Genomic DNA, 24,237 nt, shown 5'->3' with positions numbered 1-24,237 from the left:
GAGACCGGCCCGGAGCGTAGCGGCGGGTCGTGGTGCGGATGATCGGGCGTCCAACGCTCGTCCCTTCTGCCGTGCCGCCGGCAGGTGTCGCCAGCGCGCACGGTCGAGGACCGGCGATTCACTGGGAATCGTCAGGCCATAGTGGATCTGGGTGTGATATGACCGAAATAATGGTTGCCGATCGTCGGCTCGGATTCGATTTACGCAAATCGAGTTACGTTTTTAACATAGACCAGCTTGTCGCGACAGTCCTTGATGAGTGACGGATCAGGTTGCTAGGGTGTGCCGGCCCTGCCAGGAGCCCTAACGGGCAGTGCTGCCCAATGACGAGAGGCACCGAACACATGCGACACGGGGACCTCGCCGACCAACGCGTCGGCGTCTTCCAGGCCGGTGGCCTCTCCAGTCTGGCCCTCGGTGTGTGGCTGCGGGAGCAGGGCGTGGCCAGTCACCACTACGTCGCCGACCTGGGACAGAGCGACCCGGACGAGATCGCCGACCTGGTCGCCTCGCTGCGCGACGCCGGCCTGCCGGCCAGCGTCGTCGACCTGCGCCCCCGGATGGCCGAGATCGGTCTCGACCTGCTGCGTTACCAGGCGCGACATGACGGCGGTTACTGGAACACCACCGGTGCGGCCCGGCTCGTCCTCGTCGAGCAGCTGACCCCGGTGCTGCGGGCCGACGGCTGCACGGTGCTCGCGCACGGCTGCGTGGGCGGCGGCAACGACCAGCGTCGCTTCGCCGCGTACGCTCGGGAGTTCGCCCCCGACCTTCGGGTCTACGCCCCCTGGACCGACCCGGACGCCCTCGAGCGCTTCGCCGCCGGCCGGGGCGCCATGCTCAACGCGGTCAAAGACGCCGGCTTCTTCCTCGACCGGGGCAGCGACGCCGACCGCTCCACCGACGCCTGCCTCGCCGGCGCGTCGCACGAGTCCTCGGCCCTGGAGGATCTGGCCACCCCGGTCGACGCCGGCAGCCTGACACCCCGCTGGAGCGTCTATCCGAGCGAGGCACCGGCACAGGCCGAGACGGTCGCGGTCAGCTTCGACGCCGGCCGGGTCACCGATGTCGACGGCAGCGGTCCCGACCCGGTCGACGTGCTGCGTACCGCCCGGGATCTCGGTGCCCGGCACGGCGTCTGGTTGCGCGACGTGGTGGAACGCCGGATCATCGGCACCCGGTGCCGGGGCGTCTACGAGGCACCCGGGCTGGAGATCCTCGACACCGCCTGGCAGCGGGTGCTGGAGGTCTGCCTCGATCCGCACGCCCGAGGGCTCTACCAGTCGCTCGGGCCGGTGCTCGGCGCGGCGGTCTACGAGGCCCGCTACGCCAGTCCGGTCGCGGCGGCCGCCCGCGCGGCGATCGACGAGCTGGTCCGCCCGGCCACCGCCACGGTTCGGCTGGTCCTGCACCGGGGCACCGCCCGGGTCGCCGGCATCGACGCCCCCGGGGTCGGCCACGACCAGCAGACCCGCTTCGGCACCGGCGGCAACCGGTGGCGCGAGCCGATCGTCGGCCTGCGCTGACGGCACGTCACCGGCGCCCGGCCCGGTCCCGCACCACCATCGAAGGCAGCGACAGGACAGGAGAGGTCCGTGCAGTACCGCAGGTTCGGTCGGTTGGGCTGGTCGGTCAGTGACGTCGGTTACGGCATGTGGGGCATCGCCGGTGGCGAGGGGGGTTGGAGCGGCGCCGACGACGCCACCGGCCACGCCGCCCTCGACGCGGCGGTCGAGGGGGGTTGCAACTTCTTCGACACCGCCTGGATCTACGGCCGCGGCCACAGCGAGGTGCTCCTCGGTGAGCTGCTGCGCCGGCATCCGGACCGCCGGCTCTACGTGGCCACCAAGATCCCGCCGAAGGACCGTAACTGGCCGTCCACCCGGGAGTCGAGGCTCGAGGACGTCTTCCCGGCCGACCACGTCCGGGAGTACCTGCACAAGAGCCTGGAGAACCTCGGCGTCGAGCGGATCGACCTGTTGCAGTTCCACGTCTGGGAGGACTCCTGGGCCGAGGATCAACGCTGGCAGGACATGGTGCGGGAGCTGCGCGAGTCGGGGTTGGTCACCGGGATCGGGCTCAGCCTCAACCGCTGGGAACCGTGGAACGGCATGGCCGCGATGCGTACCGGCCTGGTGGACGCCGTCCAGGTGATCTACAACATCTTCGACCAGGCCCCGGAGGACGAACTCTTCGGTCTCTGCCAGGAGCTGGACGTGGCGGTGATCGCCCGGGTGCCCTTCGACGAGGGGACGCTGACCGGCACCCTGACCACGGAGAGCACCTGGCCCGAGGGTGACTGGCGCAACAGCTACTTCGTGCCGGAGAACCTCGCCGCCAGCGTCGCGCGGGCCGAGGCGCTGGCCAAGGACGTACCGGACGGGATGACCATGCCGGAGCTGGCGCTGCGGTTCATCCTCGCGCACCCGACGGTCAGCACGGTCATCCCCGGCATGCGCAAGATCCATCATGTGCACGCGAACCTGGCCACCAGTGACGCGCCCCCGCTGGAGGAGTCGGTACTGGCCCGGCTGCGCGAGCACCGCTGGGACCGCCAACCCACCGCCTGGTCCCAGTGAGCGGCACCCCGGTGATCGCCCTCTGGGCGGTGCCGCGCTCCCGCTCCACGGCGTTCCTGCGGATGCTGATCGAGCGCGGTGACCTGGCCGTCGTGCACGAACCCTTCTCCAACCTGGCGGCCGTGGGGCACTTCGACATCGACGGCGAGCGCGCCGCCAGCATCGGTGAACTCTTCGACCTGCTGCTCGCCCTCGGCCGGCGCAGCGGACAGCGGGTCTTCCTCAAGGAGACCACCGACTACCCCTACGACGAGATCCTGCGCGACCGGCGGCTCTACACCGACGTCACCAACACCTTCATGATCCGGGACCCGGCCGCCGTGGTCGCCTCGCACTACGCGATGAACCAGTCGGTCGAATGCGACGAGATCGGCTTCGAACGACTGCACGGCATGGTCGAGGCGGTCCGCGCGGTCACCGGGGAGGTCCCGCTGGTGCTCGACGGCGACGAGGTGGCCGCCACACCGGAGGCGGCCACCGAGCGGTTCTGCCAGGTGACCGGGCTCCCGCACCGCCCGGAGGCGCTGCGCTGGCAGCCCGGCGAGCAGCAGGCCTTCGCGCGCACCCGGGCGTGGCACCGGGAGGTGGAGGCGAGCAGCGGCTTCACCACCCGGACCACCCGCCACGAAGTACGCCCCGACAACGACCCCCGGCTGGCCGCGCTGGAGGCGTACCACCGGCCGTTCTACCAGGCGCTGCACGCGCTGCGGTTCTCGCCGCACCCGGCCTGAACAGCGCCCGGACTGCAGTCCCGACGACCTTCCACGGCCGGTGCCGGGTCACTCCTCGCTGGCGGCATGCAGGGCGTTCCCGGCCCTGACCCGATCGTGACGACAGATGGGGGGCGCCCGATGCGACCGGGGCGCCCCCGCTGGTCAGGAAACGGCGAATATCCCGGCCACGCCGAGCACCACCATCACCAGTACGGCCAACAGCGCTCCCCGCTCCCCCTCCACCGCCTGCTCGCGGTGTTCGGTCACAGCGCGCGTCGTCTCGCCGGGCATGGTGCGGCCTCCTCGAGGTAGGGGTGTATGCCGATCCAGCCCCTGGGTTACCCGTATGGGCCCGCGGAAACCCCCGTCGCGCCACCGGACGGCTCCAATTCGCCCCACACCGTCAGCCCGCCCGGGTAGGCGAACGACGACCGCGGGGCGTAATAGCCCCAGGCGATGGTGAGCGGGTTCTCCGGACGCAGCGCGTAGATCGGATGCTCGGGTTCGAGGAACTCCACCGACTCGATCTCGAACTCGCCGACCGGTTCGGAGACGACCGGATAGATGCTGCTGACCAGCTGCCCGCCCAGGGCGGTGAGGTAGCGGTGGTGGCCGTTGTGCATGCTGGTGCCCGTCTCACCGACGCGGGCCTGGGACCGGATCACCGGCACCCCACCGATCTCCGTCTCGGCCACCACCTTGTCGTGGTCCGACCTGATGGTGGTGCTTCCGGCCAGGGCGGGAGCGCCGCGGGCGAGGGCGTAGCCGCGGACCTGTTCGCTGGAGGTCACGTAGTGGGTCCACCAGCCGCCCGGGGTCACCCCGTCCGGGGCGGGCACGTCGGCCAGGGTCACCCCGAGATAGGCAAGCGAGTACGCGCCGAACCCGGAGGTCTGGGCGGCGTCGTCGACCACGTACTGGTTCATGAACACCTGCCGGTCCGGATGCGGTCGCAGGCCGGCCGGGACGAGCGCGGCCACCGCGTCGGGATCCGCCGGCAGCCAGCTGAAGTAGAGCGCGCGGCTGTTGACCACGAGGTGGGGTACGGCAGGGTCGAGCACGGCGCCTCCGGACAGGGGATGTACCGCGACGCTACGTCCAGTCCCGTCCACGGGACAAGGACGAAAACGCGACAGTCACCATCTTTGCGCCATCGAAACCACCGACACGTGTCTGATTCATGTCGTTTAGCGACTTAAAATCACTTAAAGACATCGTCCGTTCGGCTAGATTTCTGCCGCCCTATCAGGCTATGGTGACTCCCGAACGTACGAACAGCGCCCAACCAAAGCGTCACGTCTTTATCCGCGGACGAGGTGCAGGGAGGACCACCATGACCGCGCCAACGATCACCGAGCCGGCAACCGAGCCGGCAACCGCACCGACGACCGCGGCGAAGCTCGACCCGCGAGCGCTCACCGACAGCGCCACCGACCTGCTCAACGCGATGGCCGCGCTGCCCGCCGGGCACCCGTCCCGTGCCGCGCTGCGCGACCGGGCCATCGAGGCATGGCTGCCGCTGGCGAACCACCTCGCCCACCGCTACAGCGGCCGGGGCGAGCCGACCGACGACCTGGCCCAGACCGCGGCGGTCGGCCTGATCAAGGCGATCGACAAGTTCGATCCCACGCGCGGCGTCGACTTCGCCGGCTACGCGATCCCCACCATCATCGGCGAGCTCAAGCGCCACTTCCGCGACCGCACCTGGGACATCCGGGTCCCCCGCCGGTTGCAGGAACTGCGCCTGGCCATCTCGGACGCCAACAGCTCGCTGCTGCAGACCCTGGGCCGCTCGCCGACGGTCGCCGACATCGCCGCCCACCTCAAGCTCACCGAGGAAGAGGTGCTGGAGGGCCTGGAGGGTGCCCGCGCCTACAACGCGGTGTCGCTGTCCACGCCCACCGGCGACGGCGACCGGGCGACCGAGCTCGGCGACATGCTCGGCGGCGAGGACAGCGAGTTCGAGCTGGCCGAGCTGCGGGTGGCGCTGGGCCCGGCACTGGCCACGCTGGACGAGCGCGAGCAGAAGATCCTGACGCTGCGCTTCTACGGAAACCTGACGCAGTCGCAGATCGCCGACCAGATCGGCGTCTCGCAGATGCACGTGTCCCGGCTGCTGGCCCGGGCACTGACGAAGCTGCGGGGGCAGCTCGACGGAACGTACTAGGAGGGGGTGGCGACGATGGCCGGGCCGGCGGGCCCGGCCATCGTCGTGTCCGGGGTCATTCTCAGTTGTTGCCCGGTTCTCGCCACATCGGCCAGAACGGCGTGCCGTCCGGCAGCCGGAACGGCTCGGAGACCCGGTAACCGTGCCGCGCGTACAGGTCCCGGCTGGTCTCGCTGCTCGCCTCCAGATAGGCCGGTACGCCGTTGGCGTCCAGCCAGGCATGGTGGTGCCGCATCAACGCGCTCCCGACACCCGTGCCCTGGCGGTCCGGCCGCACGGCCAGCATCGCCAGATGGTGGTGGTCGGCATGCGGGTGGTTCGCCGCGAACAGCTCGTCGAGGTGGGCGAAGCGGGGCGTCCACTCCCCGCACGCGGCGGCCAGCCGGGCGTCGTAGTCCTCCGGCTCGGGCAGCGGATCGCCGACCGACGGCAGCCAGACGGCCACGCCGACCCGGTCTGCGGTGCCGAAGACCAGCCCGTGCCGCAGCGCGTGCGACACGACGATCTCGAACTGGGCGGCCAGCACCGCTTCCCGCTTGGCCTCGTCCGGCACCAGCCACCGGGTCGCGTCCAGCACCAGGAACGCCTCGGCGATCCGTTCGGCCACCCACCGCGCGTCAGTGGGGCCGAGGCGCTCGATGTCCGCCTGCGTCATCACCGCACCCCCGTCGTGGGCTGCACCGGATCGGTGTCCGCCGGGGGCAACCCGACGACCGCTGCGGTGCTCTCCGCACCCAGCCCGATCCGGGCGTACGTGTCGGGGCGGCTGCGCCGCAGCACCACACCCCAGAGCACACCGAGCGCGGCGGCGACCGGGTACGCCGCCGGGAAGAGCCAGCGCAGCGGCGAGTCGGGTTCCACGCCGAGCAGGTTGGCGAAGTTCTGCACCGCCAACACGATGATCGCGAACAGCGCGATCGCGGCGATGCCGGGAGCGATCAGCCGGCGCCACAGGGTCTCCTGCTCACCGCTGCGCGCGAAGTACACGATGATCGCGATCGCGGTCGTCGCGATCAGCAGCAGCACACCGAAGCCGCCACTGGTGCCCAGCCAGAAGAACAGTTGCAGCACCGGGTCCCAGCCGTTGACGGCGTACAGCAGGATCACCGCCAGGCCGAGCGCGCTCTGCGCCAGCGAGGCGGCCCGGGGCGCGCCGGTGGCCGGCGAGGTCCGCCCGAACGCCGCCGGCAGCACCCGCTCCCGGCCGAGCGCGAAGGCGTACCGGGCGGTCGTGTTGTGGAACGAGATCATGGCGGCCAGCACCGAGGTCAGGAAGAGCGCCTGGCCGATGGTGAGCACGGTGTCGCCCAGGTGCGCCCCGGCGAGGTTGAAGATCAGGTCGATGCTCTGGGTGCCGGCCTCCTCGACGATGCGGTCCGGTCCCACGGCGACCGTCATGCTCCACGAGGAGAGCGCGTAGATCACGCCGATGATCGCCACGGACAGGTAGGTGGCCATCGGTACGGTCCGCTTCGGGTCCTTGCTCTCCTCGCTGAACACCACCGAGGCCTCGAAGCCGACGAAACCCAGGATTGCCAGCACCAGGACCGCGCCGACCCCCGGCACGAAGAAGTTGTCCGGCGAGAAGGCCGCGAAGGTGGCGCCACCGGCGGCCGGGTTGCTCAGCTGACCCAGGTCGAACAGCACGATGATGGCGATCTCGGCGCAGAGCAGCGCGGCCAGCACCATGCCGTTGATGTCCACCCGGAGCAGGCCGAGGACCCCCACCAGCGCCCAGGCCACCAGCGCCACGATCCACCACTGTGGGGTGATGCCGAAGAGCCGGTCCAGTACCGGCGTGGCCGCCGCGCCGATGGTGCCGTAGAGCCCGACCTGCAACGCGTTGTAGGCCAGCAGCGCGACCCAGGCCGTGCCCACCCCGGCGGGGCGGCCCAGGCCACGCGCGACGTAGGCGTAGAAGGCGCCGGCGTTGGCCATCCGGCGGGCCATCGCCACGTAGCCGGCGGAGAAGATGGCAAGCACGGCGGCGACCGCCAGGAAGGCCAGCGGGATGCCGAGCACACCGATGACCCCGTAGCCGGTGGTGACCACCCCGGCGACCACGGTCAGCGGCGCCGCCGCGGACAGGACGAAGAAGACCACGGAGGGTACGCCGAGACGGCCACGGGCCAACGCTTCGGAGACGTTGCTTGGTCGCTGCGATGTCACTGTGGAGGACATGGGAGCTCCGGTGTGAGAGTGAGGGGTAGGGGGTGCCGGCTCAGGGAATGCCGCACAGCACGGCCGCGCCCACGGCGGCCTCGGTGTGCGCCACGAGTTCCTTCAGCGGCGCCGGCAACGCGGGGATGATCAGATTGAGCCGGTGGTGTGCGCGGGGGCCGGCGCTCCACAGCACCTCCCGGGTCAACCCGGCGGAGGCGACGAGGCCGAGCAGCAGCGCGTCAGGCACGCTGGGCGGATCGGGGCGTTCCAGCACCGCGCGCAGCCGGGTGGCCGGCCAGGCGGCCACGTTGGGGTCGATCGGTACGTAGCTGACGGTGGTGCGCAGCAGTCGGCGGCTCTCCTGCCGGCGTAGCGCGCCGGCCCGGGCGAGCCGCTCCCCCACCGCGGTCACCGCGGTCTGCGCGAGGAAACTGAGCCAGGTGCGCACCGACTGGTGCTGGGCCTCACCGATCAGCTGGTCGAGCACGGTGTGCGCCAACGCGTCGGCGGGCGGGCGGCGGTCGATCACGCCGACCTGACCGTTGGCGACGGTGACGTGTCCGTAGAGGATCAGCTCACCGAGCAGGCCACCGGCCAGACCGAGGCCGGTTGCCGCCGGATGCAGCTTCGCCTTGCCCCGGATGTCGTTGTGCGCGATCAGGAAGAACTCGTCGGCGATGAGCACCGGTCCTCCCCCGAATCGCCGTCCATTGTGATCGCTAACTCGGGGGCAAGCATGCACCTAGGACCCATTCAATGCAACTCCCGTTTTCGGCAGTTGCACTCCGTGCTGATGCGACCTGCAGGTTTTCCCGTGACAGACTCGGAGGGTGACCGCGAGCCCCACTGTCCGCCGCCGCCGCATCGCCCGGGAACTACGTCAATTGCGCGAACGCGCCGGAATGACCCTGGATGTCGCCGCCCGGCAGCTGGACATGTCCAAGAGCAACCTTTCCCGCATCGAGAACGCCCAGATCGGCATCAAGCCGCGCGACGTACGTGCCGCGCTGGCGCTGTACCAGGTGACCGGAAGCGACGCCGAGGCGCTCATCGAGATCGCCCGCAGCGCGCAGCAACGCGGCTGGTGGCAGCACTACAGCGACGTGCTGCCGGAGTGGTTCGAGTTCTACGTCGGCCTGGAGGCCGAGGCCGCCACCCTGCGCACGTACGAGGCCGAGGCGGTGCCCGGCCTGTTGCAGACCGAGGCGTACGCCCGGGAGGTCTACCGCCTGACCGCCGGCGAGGAGGACCTCGACCGCAAGGTCGCCGCCCGACTACGCCGGCAGAACGTGCTGCGCGGCGATCAGCCGGTCGAACTGTCGGTGGTGTTGAACGAGTCCGTATTGTTACGCCCGGTTAGCGATCGAGGCGTCATGGCGGGGCAACTGTCTTATTTGGAGGATGTCGCTCAGTTACCGAACGTCACAATCCAGGTACTACCGTTCGAGGCCGGCGGCCACCCCGCGCTGAACTCCCCGTACGTGATCCTCACGTTCCCCGACGCCGCCGACGCCGCCGTGGTCTACCTGGAAAATCTCACGACAGGCCTGGCACTGGAAGAGGCTGCGCAGGTGCGCTCGTATAGCCTTGTGCACGAGAGGCTGCGCCAGCTGGCGCTGGATCCGGCGGCATCCCTGGTCCGCCTCAAAGAGGCCTCTCGCTACTTTACGTGATCGCGTCGCCGCGATCACCCTGAGTACCGATGAAGGGATCGCGATGACCGCGCTCGACCCGTCCCGAGCGAAGTGGCGCACCAGCACCCGCAGTGTGGGCAACGGCAACTGCGTGGAGGTCGCCACACTCGACGGTCATGTCGCGGTGCGGGACAGCAAGGACCGCGGCGGACCGGTGCTGACGTTCCCACCGTCGGCCTGGACCGCCTTCGTCGACGGCCTCCACGACGCCGACGGCCGCTGACCCGGCCCGCGCCGAGAGACGCACACCGACGTCGGACAGCGGCAGCACCCCCGTTGGAGGGCTACCGCTGTCCGACGTCGGCCGGGAGCCAGGTCGACGGCGTTTCACTCGGGCGGCGTACGGACCTCTCGCCGCGACGCCACCGGCACTCAGGACATCGCTAACGCAGCGACCGGAAACCGGCGCGCAGCTCCTCGGCGAAGACCTCCGGCTGCTCCCAGGCGGCGAAGTGCCCGCCCTTGTCCAGCCGGTGGTAGTAGACGAGATTCGGATACGCACGCTCGACCCAGCTGCGCGGGGCCTGGTACAGCTCGTCGGGGAAGGCGCTCACCGCAGCCGGTACGGAGACCCCCTTGGTGGCGAAGAAAGAGAGCGGATTCTCCGCGTACAGGCGCGACGCCGAGACCGCCGTGTTCGTCAGCCAGTAGAGCGTGATGTTGTCCAGGACGTCGTCACGGGTGAGGCCCACCTGACGTCCGGCGAACGCCTGCGAGATCAGATCCAGGCTACGGGCGTCGTGGTCGAGCAGGAACGCCGCCAGCCCCACAGGTGAATCCGCCAGCGCGGTGAGCGTCTGCGGCCGGGTCGCCATCATCAGGGCGTACGCGACGTGCTTCCACACGAAGTCCAACTGCTCGCTGGCGTGCCTCTCCTCGGCACTGAGACCGGCCGGCAGGGAGCCGAGCGCGTTTGTCGCCCCGGAGATGTCGGACTGGAACAACGCGTCGAGGTCCGGTGGCACCGCGCCGGGCATGTTGGTGTGGATGCCGAGCAGCTCCGCCGGCGCCTGCACCCCCATCAGGTCGGTGATGATCGCGCCCCAGTCGCCGCCCTGGGCGACGAACCGGGTGTAGCCGAGCCGCCTCATCAGTTCCGTCCAGGCGCGGGCGACATGCTCCGGCCCCCACCCCGGCACCGACGGCTTGCCGGAGAAGCCGTGGCCGGGCAACGACGGGATCACCAGGTGGAAGGCGTCGGACTCGGATGCCCCGTACGCCGTCGGATCGGTCAGCGGCCCGATGATCTTCAGCTGCTCGATCACGGATCCGGGCCAGCCGTGCGTGACGATCAGCGGCAGCGCATCCTCGTGCCGGGACCGGACGTGGATGAAGTGGATGTCCAGGCCGTCGATCTCGGTCAGGAACTGCGGCAGGGCGTTCAGTCTCGCCTCGACCTTGCGCCAGTCGTACTCGTTCTCCCAGTAACGCGCGAGTGCCTGGATGGTGGCCAGCGGCACGCCCTGCGACTGGTCGTCGACGGTCTCCTTCTCCGGCCAGCGGGTGGCCGCGATGCGCCTGCGCAACGCGTCGAGCTCCGCCTCGGGAATCTGCACTGTGAACGGCCGGATCTGCTCGGTGCGTACCGGCGCTTCGATCTTGACAGCCATGCAGGTCTCCTGTCCCCGTCGATCAGGATTACGCAGGTGGGATCGCCGACCGTCGCCCTTCGCCGGCGCGCATCCCGCAGACGGCGGCTGTCTCGGCCAGGTGGGTTGTCGAGAACCAGACCGCCTCAGCCCAACACTAGGTCTCACCGCCGTGACGGCGAGCGCCCTCGGAGCAACGTCCCGTCCGTGCCCGCTCACGGTGTTCGGCGGGATGCCGCAAGCGGTACCGCCCGCTGGCCGGCTCAGCCCTCGTCGACCACGTCCGCGACGACGACAGTGACGTTGTCCGGTCCACCGGCCCGCAGGGCGAGGTCGATCAGCCGACGCGCGCACTCCTGACGGTCCGGATACTCGGCAAGCACTTCGGCCAGGGTCTCGGCGCTCACGACGTTTGACAGCCCGTCGCTGCACAGCAGCCAGCGGTCGCCGGCCCAGGGCACCATCGTCGCGTACGTCGGTGAGATCTCCTCGCCCTGCAGCGCCTGGGTGACCACGGCCCGGCGAGGGTGGCTGCCGGCCTGGTCGGGGGTGATCAGTCCCTGGTCGACGAGCATCTGCACGAAGGTGTCGTCCCGGGTGATCTGCTTGAGCACGCCCTCACGGAACAGGTACGCCCGGGAGTCGCCCACGTGCGCCAACGCCAGGCAGCTGCCGGTACGCGCGAACAGCAGCGCGGTCAGTGTGGTGCCCATCCCCTGCCGCTGCGGATCCTCGGCGACCGCCTGGCGGATCCGGTCGGTGGCCAACTGGATGCCGCTCTGCAAGGCGGCTACCAACGCGTGCTCGGGAGTCTCCACGTCCAGCGGCGCCATCGCCTCGATGGCGATCGAACTGGCCAGGTCGCCAGCGGCCATGCCGCCCATGCCGTCGGCGACCGCGACCAGCCAGGCACCAGCGTGCAGGGCGTCCTGGTTACCGCTGCGGATCAGCCCACAGTCGCTCGTTCCGGCAGAACGTAGCTTCAGGGTCATGGCACGCAGCCTGCCAGGCGAAGGGCGCGGTTGTCTCTAGGAGATCGGGACGACCGGGCGTGGCGCGGCAAATCTCACTGCTGAGCGCCCCGAAAGAAGATCGGGTGCGATCGATTGACACGGTCGGCTGCGCCTGGAAACATGCCCGATACCTGGGAGCGCTCCCAGCTTCTTTTCTGACACCAATCGCCCGTCCCCCTGTTCGTCGGAAGGACCCCCCGTGACGCCACCCCGACGTCGTCTCGCGGTACTCGCCGCGGCAACCGCCGTGGCGCTGGCCGGCACCACCGCCGGCACCGCGTACGCCGACCCCCCGGCAGACGCCCCCGAACAAATCAACAACGGCGACTTCAGCAACGGATCGTCGCCCTGGTTCTCCTTCGGCACCGGCCCGCTCGGCGTCGTCGACGGCGAGTTGTGTACCACCGTCGCCGGCGGCCTGGCCAACCCGTGGGACGCCGGCATCGGCCACGACGGCGTCCCGCTGATCGCCGGCGCCGAATACACCCTCGGCTTCGACGTGCACGCGACCCCGGGCACGTCGGTGACCGCCGTGCTGCAACTCGGCAGCGCGCCCTACACCGGCTACTACTCGGTCACCGCGGCTGCCACGCCCACCCTGCAACGCGTCGAGCGGACCTTCGTCGCCTCGACCGACGACAGCCGCTCCCAGCTGATCTTCCAGGTCGGCGGCGGCGCCCAGGAGCAGACCGTCTGCCTGGACAACGTCTCGCTGCGCGGCGGCAACCCGCCCGAGCCGTACGAGCCGGACACCGGCCCCCGGGTCCGCGTCAACCAGGTCGGCTACCTGCCGCACGGGCCGAAGAACGCCACAGTGGTCACCGACGCCACCGAGGCGCTGCCCTGGCAGCTGAAGTCCGCCTCCGGTGCGGTCCTGGCCAGCGGCACCACCACCCCGCGCGGTGTCGACCCGGCGTCGGACCAGAACGTCCACTCGGTCGACTTCTCGTCGTACCGCACCCCGGGGCAGGGCGTGACGCTGACCGTGGACGGCGAGGTCAGCCACCCGTTCGACATCTCCGGCACGATCTACGAGCAGCTGCGCTCGGACGCGCTGCAGTTCTTCTACATCCAGCGCAGCGGCATCGCCATCGACGGTGACCTGGTCGGCGAGGAGTACGCCCGCCCGGCCGGACACCTGGGCGTCGCACCCAACCAGGGCGACACCGACGTGCCCTGCCAGCCCGGCGTCTGCGACTACCGGCTCGACGTGCGCGGCGGCTGGTACGACGCGGGCGACCACGGCAAGTACGTGGTCAACGGCGGCATCGCCACCTACCAGCTGCTGAGCGCCTTCGAGCGGACCAAGAACGCGGCCACCGCCGGGTTCGGCGCCGACCTCGGCGACGGCACGCTGCGGCTGCCCGAGCGGGACAACGGGGTACCGGACATCCTCGACGAGGCCCGCTGGGAGCTGGAGTTCCTGCTGCGCATGCAGGTGCCGGCCGGCAAGCCGCTGGCCGGGATGGCCCACCACAAGATCCACGACCAGAACTGGACCGGTCTGCCGTTGCAGCCCGAGGACGACCCGGAGCTGCGCGAGCTGCACCCGCCGTCGACCGCCGCCACGCTGAACCTGGCCGCCGTCGCGGCCCAGTGCGCCCGACTGTTCGCCCCGTACGACGCCGAGTTCGCGCAGCGCTGCGGCACCGCGGCGAAGACTGCCTACGCCGCGGCGAAGGCCAACCCGACCCGGTACGCCAGCCCGACCGACGGCAACGGCGGTGGCGCGTACGACGACAGCAACGTCACCGACGAGTTCTACTGGGCGGCTGCCGAGCTGTACCTGACCACCGGTGAGGCCGGCTACCTGGCCGACCTGACCGCCTCGCCGCACCACACCGGCGACGTGTTCGACGCCCGTGGCTTCGGCTGGCAGAGCGTGGCCGCGCTGGGTCGCCTCGACCTGGCCACCGTGCCCAGCGGGCTGCCGACCGCCGAGGTGACCCGCATCCGGGCGTCGGTCACCGACGCCGCCGACCGCTACCTCGCCGAGATCGCCCGGCAGGCGTACGGGCTGCCGATGCCGGGTGATCCCGGCAGCTACTTCTGGGGCGGCAACAGCAGCGTGATCAACAACGCGGTCGTGCTGGCCACCGCCTTCGACCTGACCGGGCAGGCCAAGTACCGCGACGGCGCGGTGCAGACGATGGACTACATCTTCGGCCGCAACGCGCTGAACATCTCGTACGTGACCGGTTGGGGCGAGCACGCCGCGGAGAACCAGCACAGCCGCATCTTCGGCTACCAGCTCGACCCGAGCATGCCGAAGCCGCCCGCCGGCTCGCTGGCCGGCGGTCCCAACGCCGCCCTGCAGGACCCGTTCGTGGAGCAGCTGCTCGCCGGCTGCGCCCCGATGTTCTGCTACGTCGACGACATCGCCTCCTACTCGACGAACGAGGTGGCGATCAACTGGAACTCGGCGCTGTCCTGGATCGCCTCGTTCCTCGCCGACCAGGGCGACTCGGCGGCGGTGCCGGCACCCAGCTGCTCGGTGACGTACACCAACTACGGCTCCTGGCAGGGCGGCACCGGCTTCACCGGCCAGCTGACCATCCGCAACACCGGCACCACCACCCTGAACGGCTGGACCGCCAAGTTCGCCTTCACCGGTGACGCCAAGGTGCGCGAGGCGTGGATGGCCGACGTGAAGCAGTCCGGCGCCACGGTGACCGCGAAGAACGAGTCGTACAACGGCAACATCGCCCCCGGCGGCACCGCGATGTTCGGCTTCAACGCCACCACCGGCAAGGGCGCCAACCCCGCCCCCCACCTGGTCACGGTCAACGGCGCTCCCTGCACCGTCTCCTGATCCCCGGGTGGGGTGCCGTCGGCGACCGGCACCCCACCCGGCCCCACCCCCTACTTCCCCACCCACCACCCCGCCAGGGCCCGGTTGATCAAGAGGTTTTGGTCTGGATTCCGCATCCAGGCGACCAGAACCTCTTGATCACCGGGCCCTCGTGGGTGGTGGGGGTGGGGTGGAGGATGGGGGGATGGTTGATGCGGCGGATGTGGTGGTGCGGGCGGGTGGGGCAGCGGATGCGGGGGCGGTGTTGCGGCTGCTCGACGACGCCACGGCGTGGTTGGTGGAGCAGGGACGCACGGGGCAGTGGGGTACGGAGCCGGCGTCCACCGACCCGCGTCGCATTGCGCAGGCCGATGGGTGGGCCAAGGGGGGCGGGCTGTGGTTGGCGCAGGTGGGGGAACGGACCGTCGGGGCGCTGGTGGTGGGCAGCGCCACTGAGTACGTGCCACCGGCCACCGAACCGGAGCTGTACGTGAACCTGCTGGTCACCGACCGCGCGTACGCCGGTGCCGGCATCGGCGGTCGGCTGCTGGCGCACGCCGCCGACCTGGCCCGGGAGCGCGGCGTCGACCTGCTCCGTGTGGACTGTTACGCCGGCGACGACGGCGCCCTGGTGCGCTGGTACGAACGCCAGGGCTTCACCCCCACCACCGGCTTCACCGTGGAACGCCCCGGCCGACCCCCCTGGCCCGGCCAGCTCCTCACCCGCCGCCTCTGACCGTCAGGGGTGAGCGAGTTTGGGGAGGACCTGGGTGCCGAAGGCGTCCAGGAAGGGGCGCTGGTCCTGGCCCACGTGGTGCAGGGCGATCTGGTCGAAGCCCAACTCGATGTAGTCCTGCAGCCAGCCGGTGTGGCGGCCGAGGTCGGCGGAGATGTTCACGACCTCGGCCAGCCGGGCCATCGGCACCTGCGCGGAGACCACGTCGAAATGCTCGGGGGTGGCCAGGTCCCAGCAGACCGGTGGGGCGAAGACGTTGCTACGCCACTGGTCGTACGCGATCGCTTCGGCCTCGGCCTGCGTGCCCGCCCAGCTCAGGTGCACCTGGAGGTGCACCGGGCCACGACCGCCAGCCTCCCGGTAGACGTCGATCATGCGGCGGAGGTGTTCGGTCGGCGCGTTCACCGTGATCAACCCGTCCGCCCACTCGGCGCACCAGCGGGCGGTCTCGACGCTCACCGCGGCGCCCACCAGCGCCGGCGGCTGCTCGGGACGGGTCCAGAGCCGGGCCCGGTCGACCCGGACCAGGCCGTCGTGGCTGACCTCCTCACCGGCCAGCAACGCCCGGATGATCTCGACGCATTCGCGCAGCCGGGCGTTACGCACGTCCTTGCGCGGCCAGGCGTCACCTGTGACGTGCTCGTTGGCGGCCTCACCGGAGCCCAGCGCGGCCCAGAACCGGCCCGGGTACATCGCGGCGAGGGTGCCGATCGCCTGCGCGATGATCGCCGGGTGGTACCGCTGGCCCGGCGCGTTGACCACACCGAACGACAGCCCGGTGGCCTGTAGCGCGGCACCCAGCCACGACCAGGCGAACCCCGAGTGCCCCTGCCGCTCGCTCCACGGTGCGAAGTGGTCGGAGCACATGGCGGCGTCGAAGCCGACCTGCTCGGCGTGGCACACCGCCTCCAGCAGGGCACGCGGGTGGATCTGCTCGTGGGAAGCGTGGAACGCGATCGCCGTCATGCCGGCCTCCCTACCCAGGCCGGCCCGAAAGTAAGCCGGGCTACTCGGCGTGGGCGCCGGCACCGACACCGGCCGTTCCCTCACCGATCCACACCGTCTTGACGTTGCAGAACTCGTGCATGCCCTGGGCGGACAACTCCCGGCCGTACCCGGAGTTCTTCACCCCACCGAAGGGCATTTCTGGGTACGACGTGGTCATGCCGTTGATGAAGACGGCCCCGGCCACCAGGTCGGTGGCGAAACGCTCCTGTTCCTGCGGGTCCCGGGTCCACGCGTTGGAGCCGAGCCCGAAGGCGGTGCCGTTGGCCACCTCGATCGCCTCGTCGTACGACGACACCCGGTACAACCCGGCGACCGGCCCGAACACCTCCTCGTCCCACATCCGCATGCTCCGGTCCAGGTCGGTCACGACCGTCGGCGGATAGAACCAGCCCTCCCCGGTGGGCTTCTCCCCACCGCAGAGCACGGTGGCGCCCTTGTCGACCGCGTCGCGGACCTGGGCGTCGACCTCGTCGCGGCCCCGCTCGCTGGCCAACGGTCCGACGTCGGTGTCGGCGTCCATCGGGTCGCCGACGCGCAGCGCCGACATCCGGTGCGCGAACGCCTCGGCGAAGGCCTCGTAGACGTCGGTGTGGACGATGAACCGCTTGGCCGCGATGCAGGACTGGCCGTTGTTCTGGCAGCGCGCGGTGGTGGCCACCTCGGCGGCCAGTTCCACGTCGGCCGAGGGCATCACCACGAACGGGTCGCTGCCGCCCAGTTCCAGCACCGTCTTCTTCAGTTCGCGGCCGGCGATCTGCGCGATGGATCGGCCGGCGGCCTCGCTTCCGGTCAGCGTCGCGGCGCGTACCCGGGGGTCGGCCAGGATCTGCTCGACCGCCTCGGAGCCGACCAGCAGGGTGGTGAAGGCGCCCTCGGGGAAGCCGGCGCGGCGGATCACGTCCTCCAGCAGCAGCGCGGTCTGCGGCACGTTCGAGGCGTGCTTGAGCAGCCCGGTGTTGCCGGCCATCAGCGCCGGCGCGGCGAAGCGCACGACCTGCCACAGCGGGAAGTTCCAGGGCATCACCGCGAGCACCGGCCCGATCGGCTGGTAGCGGACGAACGCCCGGATGGCGGAGACCGCCGTCGCGTCGGCCGGGACGTCGGCGAGGAACTCCGCGGCACGGGCGGCGTAGAAGCGGCAGGCGGCGGCGCACTTGCTGACCTCGGCCCTGGCGGCGGCGTACGTCTTGCCCATCTCGGTGGTCATCAGCCGGCCGATGTCGTCGCGTTCGGCCTCCATCAGGTCCGCCGCCGCGGTCAACCACTGCCCGCGTTGCTCGATCGTGGTGCCGCGCAACTGCTGGTACGCCAGGTCGGCCCGTTCGATCGCACCGCTGAGCTGCTCGTCCGACATCGGCTCGTAGGTCTTGAGCACCTGGCCGGTGAGGGGGTTCGTGGTGGCGATGGTCATCAGGGCTTTTCTCCCGTCACTCGAAGAGCGAGTGCCGTACGCCGGGCTCCTCACGGCGGCGGGCGGCACGGCGGCGTTGGATGACGGCCAGGTCGACGACCGCGACCACCGCGAAGATCACGCAGGCGACGCCGAGCCAGGCCAGTTCGGCGCGGAACGCCAGCACCGCGAAGACGACCATGGTGACGAGCCCGAAGCCGGCCAGCACGAGCCGCAGGTTGAGCGCGCTGTTCGCGTGGCCGACCGTGCCGCGGGCACGCCGGGGCTGTGATCTCGTCATCACTCCCACCTACCCGACAGCACCCGGCCTAACCGTCGGCACCGGATCCGGTGCCGTTTAACACGCTCACCGCCCCGGCGACAGGGGTCTGCCACATCTCCGACAAGGCGGCACGAACGTCACCGGACCCACGCGTACAGTCACCATGCCATTGCTGCGCGCTATGAGGCTGGGGAAGTCATGCCGGGACGCTGGACAACGGCCGCCGTCTGCCTGCTCGCGTTGGTCGCGTTGGCCTGCGAGGCGGGCGGAGAGGTGACACCACGGCCGACCGGCAGAGCCCAGCCCGGCTCCCCCAAGGTGGTCGCCGCCCTCGGTGACTCCATCACCACCGGTTTCGGCTCCTGCCTCGTGCTCACCTCCTGCGAACGCAACTCCTGGTCGACCGGGTCGGGGCTGCGGGTCGACAGCCACTACCGGCGGCTGCTCGACCGCAACCCGGGCCTGCGCGACAAGGCGTACAACCATGCCCGCCCGGGCGCCCGGGCCGCCGCGCTGGCCGGTCAGGCGGAGGCGGCGGTACGCGACCGGGCCGACTACGTGACGGTGCTGATCGGCGCCAACGACGCCTGCCGGGGCACGATCGAGGCGATGACCCCGGTGCCCGAGTTCCGGGCCGAGGTGGACCGTGGCCTGCGGGTGCTGCGCGACGGCCGTCCCAAGGCGCGGGTGCTGGTGGTCAGCATCCCCAACCTGTACCGGCTCTGGGAGGTCGGGCACGACGACTCACGGGCGGCCCGGGCCTGGCGACGCGGCGTCTGTCCGGCGCTGCTGGCCGACCCCACGTCGACGGCGGCGGCCGACCGGGCCCGCCGGGCGGCGTTCAAGGAGCGGGTCGCCGCCTACAACAGGCAACTGTCGGCAGCCTGCCGCGCCTACGGGTCCCGCTGCCGCTACGACGGCGGCGCGGTGCACCGGGTCAAGTTCGACCTGGACCTGGTCAACCCGTTGGACTACTTCCACCCCAACACGGCCGGCCAGTCCCGGCTGGCCGAGGTGACCTGGCGGTCCTCCGGCTACGCCGACTGATCGTCGGCCTCGGGAGAACGGCGGGGCTGGGGAATGTGCGGGTCACCGTGCTGGCGGTAGTGGGCGCGCGAGCGCTCGGCGAGGTTCTTGGTGGCCGAGGAGTTCGCCCAGGTGCCCAGGATGATGGCGGCACCCGGCACGATCTTGGCGAACACCCGCTTCGCGGCCCGTACCCCGGCCATCTGGGCGAGCCGGACACCCAGCCGCAGCATCGCCCGGCCGAGTGTCGTCTGGCCGCCACCGCCGAACAGCGCCCCGGCCCGTTCCCGGCCCGCCGCCACCCCCAGGGCCAGCCGGGCACTCGCCGCCGCCTTGTGCACCTTCTGCAGGACCAGCAGGTCGGCGGCGCGGTCCGGGTGCGCCGGATCGACGCCGTACGCGGCGGCGATGTGCAGCACCATGCGGGCCTGCGTCCAGGCGAGCACGCCGACGTCGAGCACCGCGCCGGGCAGCCCGGCGGCGCCGGAGACGGCACCGGAGAGCCGGGCCTGGTTGACGAACCGGCGTACCGCCTGCTCGGCGAGGGCTTCGGCGGTGACCTCGGGCCGCTGGGCGCGGGCCTGCCGGACCCAACCGGCGGCCTCCGGGCCGAGCCGGCGCACCGCCTCCAACGCGAGATGCTCGGGGGCGTACTGCGGGTCCTGACGCATCCGGTCCCAGAGGGTGACCGGTGGCGTCTCGGGGGCGTCGCCGGCGGGCCGGGGTCCCGAAGTCGCCGGGATACCGGGCTGTCCGTCGGCCGCAGCCGGGTCGCTCATCGACTCTCCCTTCCGTGGTGCCGACTCATGTGTACCCCGACACCGCAACGCCTTATTCAGGCAGGGTCGGGTCGAATCCGGGCCGCGCGGACCGGCGCGGCAGGAATGCGCCAGGATGGCGGGTACGTTCTGGCGATCGGGGAGCCGTGAACGAAGGTGACCCGTTACGCGCAACCAGGGAGGCCGCACCGGTGCTCGACCCACACGAGCTCTACGAACTCACCGACGATCTGCCCGACCTCGGACAACCGGTACTGATCCAGGCACTCACCGGTTTCGTCGACGCCGGCAACGCCAGCCGGCTGGCCCGCGAGCAGCTGCTGACCTCGCTGGAGTCCCGTCCGATCGCCCGCTTCGACCTGGACCAACTCTTCGACTACCGTTCCCGCCGCCCGGTGATGACCTTCGTGGAGGATCACTGGGAAAGCTACGACACGCCCGAGTTGGTGCTGCACCTGCTGCACGACGACGACGAGACCCCCTTCCTGCTGCTCACCGGGCCGGAACCGGACCTGCAGTGGGAACGGTTCGTCGCCGCCGTCGCCGGGCTCTCCACCCGGCTGGACGTACGCCTCACCGTCGGGCTCAACTCGATCCCGATGGCGGTGCCCCACACCCGGCCCGCCGGAGTGACCGCGCACGCCACCCGCCGCGAGCTGATCGTCGGCTACGAGCCGTGGCTGCAGCGGGTCCAGGTGCCCGGCAGCGTGGGTCACCTGCTGGAGTTCCGCCTCGGTGAGGCCGGTCGGGACGCCCTGGGCTTCGCCGCGCACGTGCCGCACTACGTGGCGCAGGCCGAGTACCCGGCCGCCGCCGAGGTGCTGCTCGCCTCGGTGTCGCGCAGCACCGGGCTGCTGCTGCCCCGCGACGGGCTGCGCTCGGCCGCCGAGGCGGTCCGGGTGGAGATCGACCGTCAGGTGGCGCAGAGCGAGGAGGCCGCCACGCTGGTCCAGGCGCTGGAGGAGCAGTACGACGCGTACGCCCGGGGTCGGGAAGGCAAGAACCTGCTGGCGGCGGAGAACGGCCCCCTGCCCACCGCGGAGGAGCTCGGCGCCGAACTGGAGCGTTTCCTCGCCGAGCAGACCCGCCCCAACAACGAATAAGGATGTAAGGAAGGGCCCCTTGTTAACGCCTGGTGCAGAGCAGGGGCCCCCTGTTAACAACCTCAGGGTGGCGGCGCACGGAGCCGCCCCCGATACGGCAGGCTGGCACCATGCGTCTGGCGACCTGGAACGTGAACTCGGTGAAGGCCCGCCTGCCCCGGCTGCTGGACTGGCTCGCCGGCACCGAGCCGGACGTGGTCTGCCTTCAGGAGACCAAGTGCCCCGACGGCGCCTTCCCGGTGGCCGAGGTGGGCGACCTGGGTTACACCGTGGCCAGCCACAGCGACGGCCGGTGGAACGGGGTGGCCATCCTGTCCCGGATCGGCCTGTCCGACGTCACTGTCGGCTTTCCCGGTGAGCCCGGCTTCCCCGAGCCCGAGGCCCGAGCCATCGCCGCTACCTGCGACGGGGTACGCGTCTGGTCGGTGTACGTGCCGAACGGCCGCGCCCCCGACGACCCGCACTACGCCTACAAGCTGGCCTGGCTGGCGGCGCTGCGGGACGCGCTGGACGCCGAACTGACCGACGGAACGGCCCTGGCGGTCTGCGGCGACTTCAACGTCGCCCCGACCGACGACGACGTGTGGGATCCGGCGCAGTTCGCCACGTCGACCCACGTCACGCCGGCCGAGCGGGCCGCCCTGGCCGCATTGCGTGACCTAGGCCTCGTCGACGTGGTGCCCACCCCGATGAAGGGGCCGCACCCGTTCACCTACTGGGACTACCGGGCCGGGATGTTCCACCAGAACAAGGGCATGCGGATCGACCTGGTGTACGCCTCGGCGCCGTTCGCCCGTACGGTCCGCTCGGCGTACGTGGACCGGGAGGCCCGCAAGGGCAAGTCGCCCTCCGACCACGCCCCGATCGTCGTCGACGCCAGCCCCACCCCGATCGTCGAGACGTTCTGACCGGGGCGAAGGACAGCTCTGCGCCGTGGCAGGCGCTGGGCGCGTCTAGGGTGAGGGCATGGCAGTCGTGAAGATCAACGCAATCGACGTACCGCCGGGGGCCGGCGAGGAGTTGGAGAAGCGGTTCGCCGCGCGGGCGCAGGCCGTGCAGAATTCGCCCGGATTCCTCGGCTTCGAGCTGCTGCGCCCGGTCGCCGGCGAGAGCCGCTACTTCGTGTACACCCGTTGGGAGAGCGAACAGGCCTACCAGGACTGGGCTGCCGGGCCCGCTCGGGCCGCGCACGCCGCCCCGCCCGGTGCCGAGCAGCGCCCGCCGGTCGCCACGGGTGCCACCCTGCTCGAGTTCGAGGTCGTCCAGCAGGTCCCCTGAGCCGCCGACCCGCGGGCCGCCCCGCTCGGGCGTGCCGATCGATGACGCCCAGGGCCTCGCCGGCCGGGGGACTTCGAGACGGACGCTAGGCGGGGCGGGTCGTGGTGTGGGTGGCGAAGGCGATGACGTTGTCGGCGTACCCGGTCGGGCCACCGATCCACTGACCGCCGCAGGTGATCAGCCGCAGGCTCGGCGGGCCGTCGTGGCCGTAGATCCGGTCGGCCGGCAGCTGGTCCTTGGGGAAGCGTTCGACGGAGTTGACCGTGAACACCGCCACCGAGCCGTCCTCCCGCTTCACCTCGATCGCGTCGCCGACACGAAGCTTGTGCAGGTCGTAGAAGACCGACGGGCCGCTCTTGGTGTCGACATGGCCGACGATGACCGCGGGACCGGGCTCGCCGGGCACCGGTCCCCGGTCGTACCAGCCGGTCTCCTCGTGCCGGCTCAACGGCGGCACGTCGATGGTGCCGTCCGGAGCGTCGCCGACCGGCTTCACCGCGGCGGAGATGTCGGCCGCCGCGACGGTGAGGCTCACCGGTCGGGGTGCGGTAGGCGCGACGGGCACGCTCCGGGTCGACGTGTCGCCACCGGCGGCGGTCGCCCACTGCAGTGGATCGCCCACGCTGCGCCCCAGCCCGGCGCCGGTGGCGAAGATACCGAGCAGGACGAGCACCACCGCCAACGGCAGTGACCAGGGGCTACGGCCTGATCGGGTGTCCCGTCGAGCCGGCTTGGCGGTCGAGGGCTTACCGGCGTAACCGCTCAGCCGGGGCGGTCTGGCGGAGCCACGCGCCGGGTGGCCGGCAGGTGCCGGACGCTCGGCGGTCGGTGGTGCCGGACGGCCGGTGGTCGGAGGCGCCGGACGCTTGGTGGTCGGTGGTGCCGGGCGCTCGGTGGTCGGTGTCTGCGGCACGAAGAGGTCGGGGTGGGGGCCGGTCGACCGCCGCGCCGGGTCCCCGGCGGGCGGCACGAACATCTCGGGTCGGGGTACGGGGCTCGGCCGGCTACCCGGCGCTCGGCCGGTGCGTACGCCTCCGATGCCTCGCACCGCGCCGGCCGACCGTGAGGTACGGGCGGAGTTGGTGGGGCGGGGTGCCCTTGCCGCGGCCACGGCGGGTCACCGACCGGTCTGGCGACGCCGGGCGGCCACGACCCAGAGGATCATGCCGCTGACGGTCAACGCGAGCCCGCCGGGCAGCAGCAGACCGGAGGTACCCCCGGCCCCGCCACCGAATCCGGTGGCCGGTCCCCGGCTGGGTTTGACGGCGCGGACCACCTGGAGCATCGTCGAGGCACTCTCCCCGCCCCGGCACTCCAGCTTGACCCGGTAGTTGCCGGGCAGCACCCGGTCCTTCACCTGAGCGGTGCCGGTCAGCAGCCCACGTTGCGGCTGCACGGCGACCCGGCCGAAGGCGTCCGACACCGCGATGGCGCCGACGGAGTTGTCCTGGCAACTGGCCCGCAGGCCGACCAGATGTCCCGGTTCCACGGTGCTCGGGCTGACCTCGATGAACACGTTCGGGCCCGGCTGCTGCGGGGCGGCGACCGGAGGCTGCAGGGCGGCGACCGGCTGCGTCGCGGCATGGGCGGCGACCGGCTGGGCCACGGCGTGGGTGGCGGCCGGGCCGGCGGCTCGGGCGGGCGTCGGAGCCCCGACCAGGGCCACGGCGAGCAGCGGGGCGACGGTGACGAGGATGAGCGGGGCCGCGAAAGTGGCGGCCGACAGCGCTGGGCGAGTACGGGTCACTGACACGATGCCCCCTCCCGGCGCGACGGAGCAGTCGCCGGGCGCCGCCGGACACCCGGTCTGCCGTACGGGATGATGGTCTCACCCCCGGTCGTACATCACATCCGATCCGGCACCGTGCTCGCGTAAGCTCGGTTCGCTGTGACCTCCACCGAACCGATCTCCGCAGGCGCCGCGC

24 protein-coding genes are annotated in these 24,237 nt (G+C 71.2%); 12 read left to right on the top strand and 12 right to left on the bottom strand.

Annotation, left to right across the window (positions count from 1 at the left end):
- The first annotated feature begins 344 nt into the window (after positions 1-344).
- From Vgi01_RS15285 to Vgi01_RS15275, 3 genes are all read left to right on the top strand, one after another.
- Positions 345-1,526 (top strand): argininosuccinate synthase domain-containing protein, encoded by a 1,182-nt coding sequence (locus Vgi01_RS15285; protein ID WP_013732622.1) that lies wholly within the window; start codon positions 345-347, stop codon positions 1,524-1,526.
- A gap of 69 nt (positions 1,527-1,595) precedes the next feature.
- Entirely contained in the window at positions 1,596-2,579 is a 984-nt protein-coding gene (locus tag Vgi01_RS15280; protein ID WP_204291454.1) for an aldo/keto reductase, read from the top strand.
- On the top strand, positions 2,576-3,310 hold the full coding sequence (locus tag Vgi01_RS15275) for a sulfotransferase-like domain-containing protein (RefSeq protein ID WP_102660684.1): 735 nt from the start codon (positions 2,576-2,578) through the stop codon (positions 3,308-3,310). Before Vgi01_RS15280 ends, Vgi01_RS15275 begins: the two co-directional genes overlap by 4 nt.
- Before the next feature lie 320 nt (positions 3,311-3,630).
- On the opposite strand, the gene Vgi01_RS15270 is transcribed toward Vgi01_RS15275, so the two are convergent.
- A complete protein-coding gene (locus Vgi01_RS15270; protein ID WP_102660683.1) occupies positions 3,631-4,353 on the bottom strand; it encodes an acetoacetate decarboxylase family protein in 723 nt (240 codons plus the stop codon).
- A 272-nt stretch (positions 4,354-4,625) separates the two neighbouring features.
- Between Vgi01_RS15270 and Vgi01_RS15265 the strand changes: the two genes are divergently transcribed.
- Positions 4,626-5,459, top strand: coding sequence for a SigB/SigF/SigG family RNA polymerase sigma factor (locus tag Vgi01_RS15265; RefSeq protein ID WP_102660682.1), 834 nt, complete (start codon positions 4,626-4,628; stop codon positions 5,457-5,459).
- 61 nt (positions 5,460-5,520) lie between these two features.
- Here Vgi01_RS15265 and Vgi01_RS15260 read toward each other — a convergent pair whose 3' ends face one another.
- Genes Vgi01_RS15260 through Vgi01_RS15250 form a run of 3 tightly spaced genes read right to left on the bottom strand, consistent with a single transcriptional unit; the run spans position 5,521 to position 8,307 of the window.
- Positions 5,521-6,114 carry a GNAT family N-acetyltransferase gene (locus tag Vgi01_RS15260; protein ID WP_102660681.1) on the bottom strand — a complete coding sequence of 198 codons (594 nt, stop codon included), beginning with the start codon at positions 6,112-6,114 and terminating at the stop codon, positions 5,521-5,523.
- Complete coding sequence (locus Vgi01_RS15255) at positions 6,114-7,640, bottom strand: APC family permease (protein WP_204291453.1); 1,527 nt, start codon at positions 7,638-7,640, stop codon at positions 6,114-6,116. Before Vgi01_RS15255 ends, Vgi01_RS15260 begins: the two co-directional genes overlap by 1 nt.
- A gap of 40 nt (positions 7,641-7,680) precedes the next feature.
- Complete coding sequence (locus tag Vgi01_RS15250) at positions 7,681-8,307, bottom strand: GOLPH3/VPS74 family protein (protein WP_204291452.1); 627 nt, start codon at positions 8,305-8,307, stop codon at positions 7,681-7,683.
- Between the two features lie 145 nt (positions 8,308-8,452).
- On the opposite strand from Vgi01_RS15250, the gene Vgi01_RS15245 reads away from it, so the two are divergent.
- Together Vgi01_RS15245 and Vgi01_RS15240 are read left to right on the top strand one after the other, a co-directional pair.
- Positions 8,453-9,295 (top strand): helix-turn-helix domain-containing protein, encoded by an 843-nt coding sequence (locus tag Vgi01_RS15245; RefSeq protein WP_102660678.1) that lies wholly within the window; start codon positions 8,453-8,455, stop codon positions 9,293-9,295.
- A 43-nt stretch (positions 9,296-9,338) separates the two neighbouring features.
- A complete protein-coding gene (locus Vgi01_RS15240) occupies positions 9,339-9,539 on the top strand; it encodes a DUF397 domain-containing protein (RefSeq protein WP_102660677.1) in 201 nt (66 codons plus the stop codon).
- Between the two features lie 160 nt (positions 9,540-9,699).
- Here the strand turns inward: Vgi01_RS15240 and Vgi01_RS15235 are convergent, their stop codons facing one another.
- Together Vgi01_RS15235 and Vgi01_RS15230 are read right to left on the bottom strand one after the other, a co-directional pair.
- Complete coding sequence (locus Vgi01_RS15235; RefSeq protein WP_102660676.1) at positions 9,700-10,926, bottom strand: epoxide hydrolase family protein; 1,227 nt, start codon at positions 10,924-10,926, stop codon at positions 9,700-9,702.
- A gap of 242 nt (positions 10,927-11,168) precedes the next feature.
- A complete protein-coding gene (locus tag Vgi01_RS15230) occupies positions 11,169-11,897 on the bottom strand; it encodes a PP2C family protein-serine/threonine phosphatase (RefSeq protein ID WP_102660675.1) in 729 nt (242 codons plus the stop codon).
- A gap of 220 nt (positions 11,898-12,117) precedes the next feature.
- On the opposite strand from Vgi01_RS15230, the gene Vgi01_RS15225 reads away from it, so the two are divergent.
- Positions 12,118-14,730, top strand: coding sequence for a glycoside hydrolase family 9 protein (locus Vgi01_RS15225; protein WP_204291451.1), 2,613 nt, complete (start codon positions 12,118-12,120; stop codon positions 14,728-14,730).
- 184 nt (positions 14,731-14,914) lie between these two features.
- Positions 14,915-15,445: a GNAT family N-acetyltransferase gene (locus Vgi01_RS15220; RefSeq protein ID WP_204291450.1), complete on the top strand. Its 531-nt coding sequence runs from the start codon at positions 14,915-14,917 to the stop codon at positions 15,443-15,445.
- A gap of 3 nt (positions 15,446-15,448) precedes the next feature.
- Here the strand turns inward: Vgi01_RS15220 and Vgi01_RS15215 are convergent, their stop codons facing one another.
- From Vgi01_RS15215 to Vgi01_RS15205, 3 genes are read right to left on the bottom strand one after another with little or no spacing between them, the layout of a single operon-like run.
- Positions 15,449-16,411 carry a TIGR03885 family FMN-dependent LLM class oxidoreductase gene (locus Vgi01_RS15215; RefSeq protein ID WP_204291449.1) on the bottom strand — a complete coding sequence of 321 codons (963 nt, stop codon included), beginning with the start codon at positions 16,409-16,411 and terminating at the stop codon, positions 15,449-15,451.
- Between the two features lie 40 nt (positions 16,412-16,451).
- Positions 16,452-17,864 (bottom strand): NADP-dependent succinic semialdehyde dehydrogenase, encoded by a 1,413-nt coding sequence (locus Vgi01_RS15210; protein WP_204291448.1) that lies wholly within the window; start codon positions 17,862-17,864, stop codon positions 16,452-16,454.
- Positions 17,865-17,880: 16 nt separating this feature from the next.
- Positions 17,881-18,144, bottom strand: a complete 264-nt coding sequence (locus Vgi01_RS15205) for a DUF6343 family protein (RefSeq protein ID WP_102661018.1) — start codon at positions 18,142-18,144, stop codon at positions 17,881-17,883.
- 180 nt (positions 18,145-18,324) lie between these two features.
- Here Vgi01_RS15205 and Vgi01_RS15200 point away from each other — a divergent pair, with 180 nt between their 5' ends.
- Entirely contained in the window at positions 18,325-19,173 is an 849-nt protein-coding gene (locus Vgi01_RS15200; RefSeq protein WP_204291447.1) for a GDSL-type esterase/lipase family protein, read from the top strand.
- Here the strand turns inward: Vgi01_RS15200 and Vgi01_RS15195 are convergent.
- Positions 19,161-19,931, bottom strand: coding sequence for an EcsC family protein (locus Vgi01_RS15195; protein ID WP_102661016.1), 771 nt, complete (start codon positions 19,929-19,931; stop codon positions 19,161-19,163). The genes Vgi01_RS15200 and Vgi01_RS15195 overlap by 13 nt on opposite strands.
- A gap of 191 nt (positions 19,932-20,122) precedes the next feature.
- Between Vgi01_RS15195 and Vgi01_RS15190 the strand changes: the two genes are divergently transcribed.
- The 3 genes from Vgi01_RS15190 (at position 20,123) to Vgi01_RS15180 (ending at position 22,312) form a co-directional block, all read left to right on the top strand.
- Complete coding sequence (locus Vgi01_RS15190; RefSeq protein WP_102661015.1) at positions 20,123-21,034, top strand: proteasome assembly chaperone family protein; 912 nt, start codon at positions 20,123-20,125, stop codon at positions 21,032-21,034.
- A 110-nt stretch (positions 21,035-21,144) separates the two neighbouring features.
- Complete coding sequence (locus Vgi01_RS15185; protein WP_204291446.1) at positions 21,145-21,942, top strand: exodeoxyribonuclease III; 798 nt, start codon at positions 21,145-21,147, stop codon at positions 21,940-21,942.
- Between the two features lie 58 nt (positions 21,943-22,000).
- A complete protein-coding gene (locus Vgi01_RS15180; protein WP_204291445.1) occupies positions 22,001-22,312 on the top strand; it encodes an antibiotic biosynthesis monooxygenase family protein in 312 nt (103 codons plus the stop codon).
- Between the two features lie 85 nt (positions 22,313-22,397).
- Here Vgi01_RS15180 and Vgi01_RS15175 read toward each other — a convergent pair whose 3' ends face one another.
- Positions 22,398-23,078: a class F sortase gene (locus Vgi01_RS15175; protein WP_204291509.1), complete on the bottom strand. Its 681-nt coding sequence runs from the start codon at positions 23,076-23,078 to the stop codon at positions 22,398-22,400.
- Between the two features lie 351 nt (positions 23,079-23,429).
- Positions 23,430-24,068, bottom strand: coding sequence for a hypothetical protein (locus Vgi01_RS15170; RefSeq protein ID WP_373306963.1), 639 nt, complete (start codon positions 24,066-24,068; stop codon positions 23,430-23,432).
- Between the last annotated feature and the right edge of the window lie 169 nt (positions 24,069-24,237).

It is taken from the genome of Micromonospora gifhornensis, from assembly GCF_016863515.1.
In the GTDB taxonomy this organism is placed as follows: domain Bacteria; phylum Actinomycetota; class Actinomycetes; order Mycobacteriales; family Micromonosporaceae; genus Micromonospora; species Micromonospora gifhornensis.
This window is presented reverse-complemented; position numbering and strand designations above follow the sequence as displayed.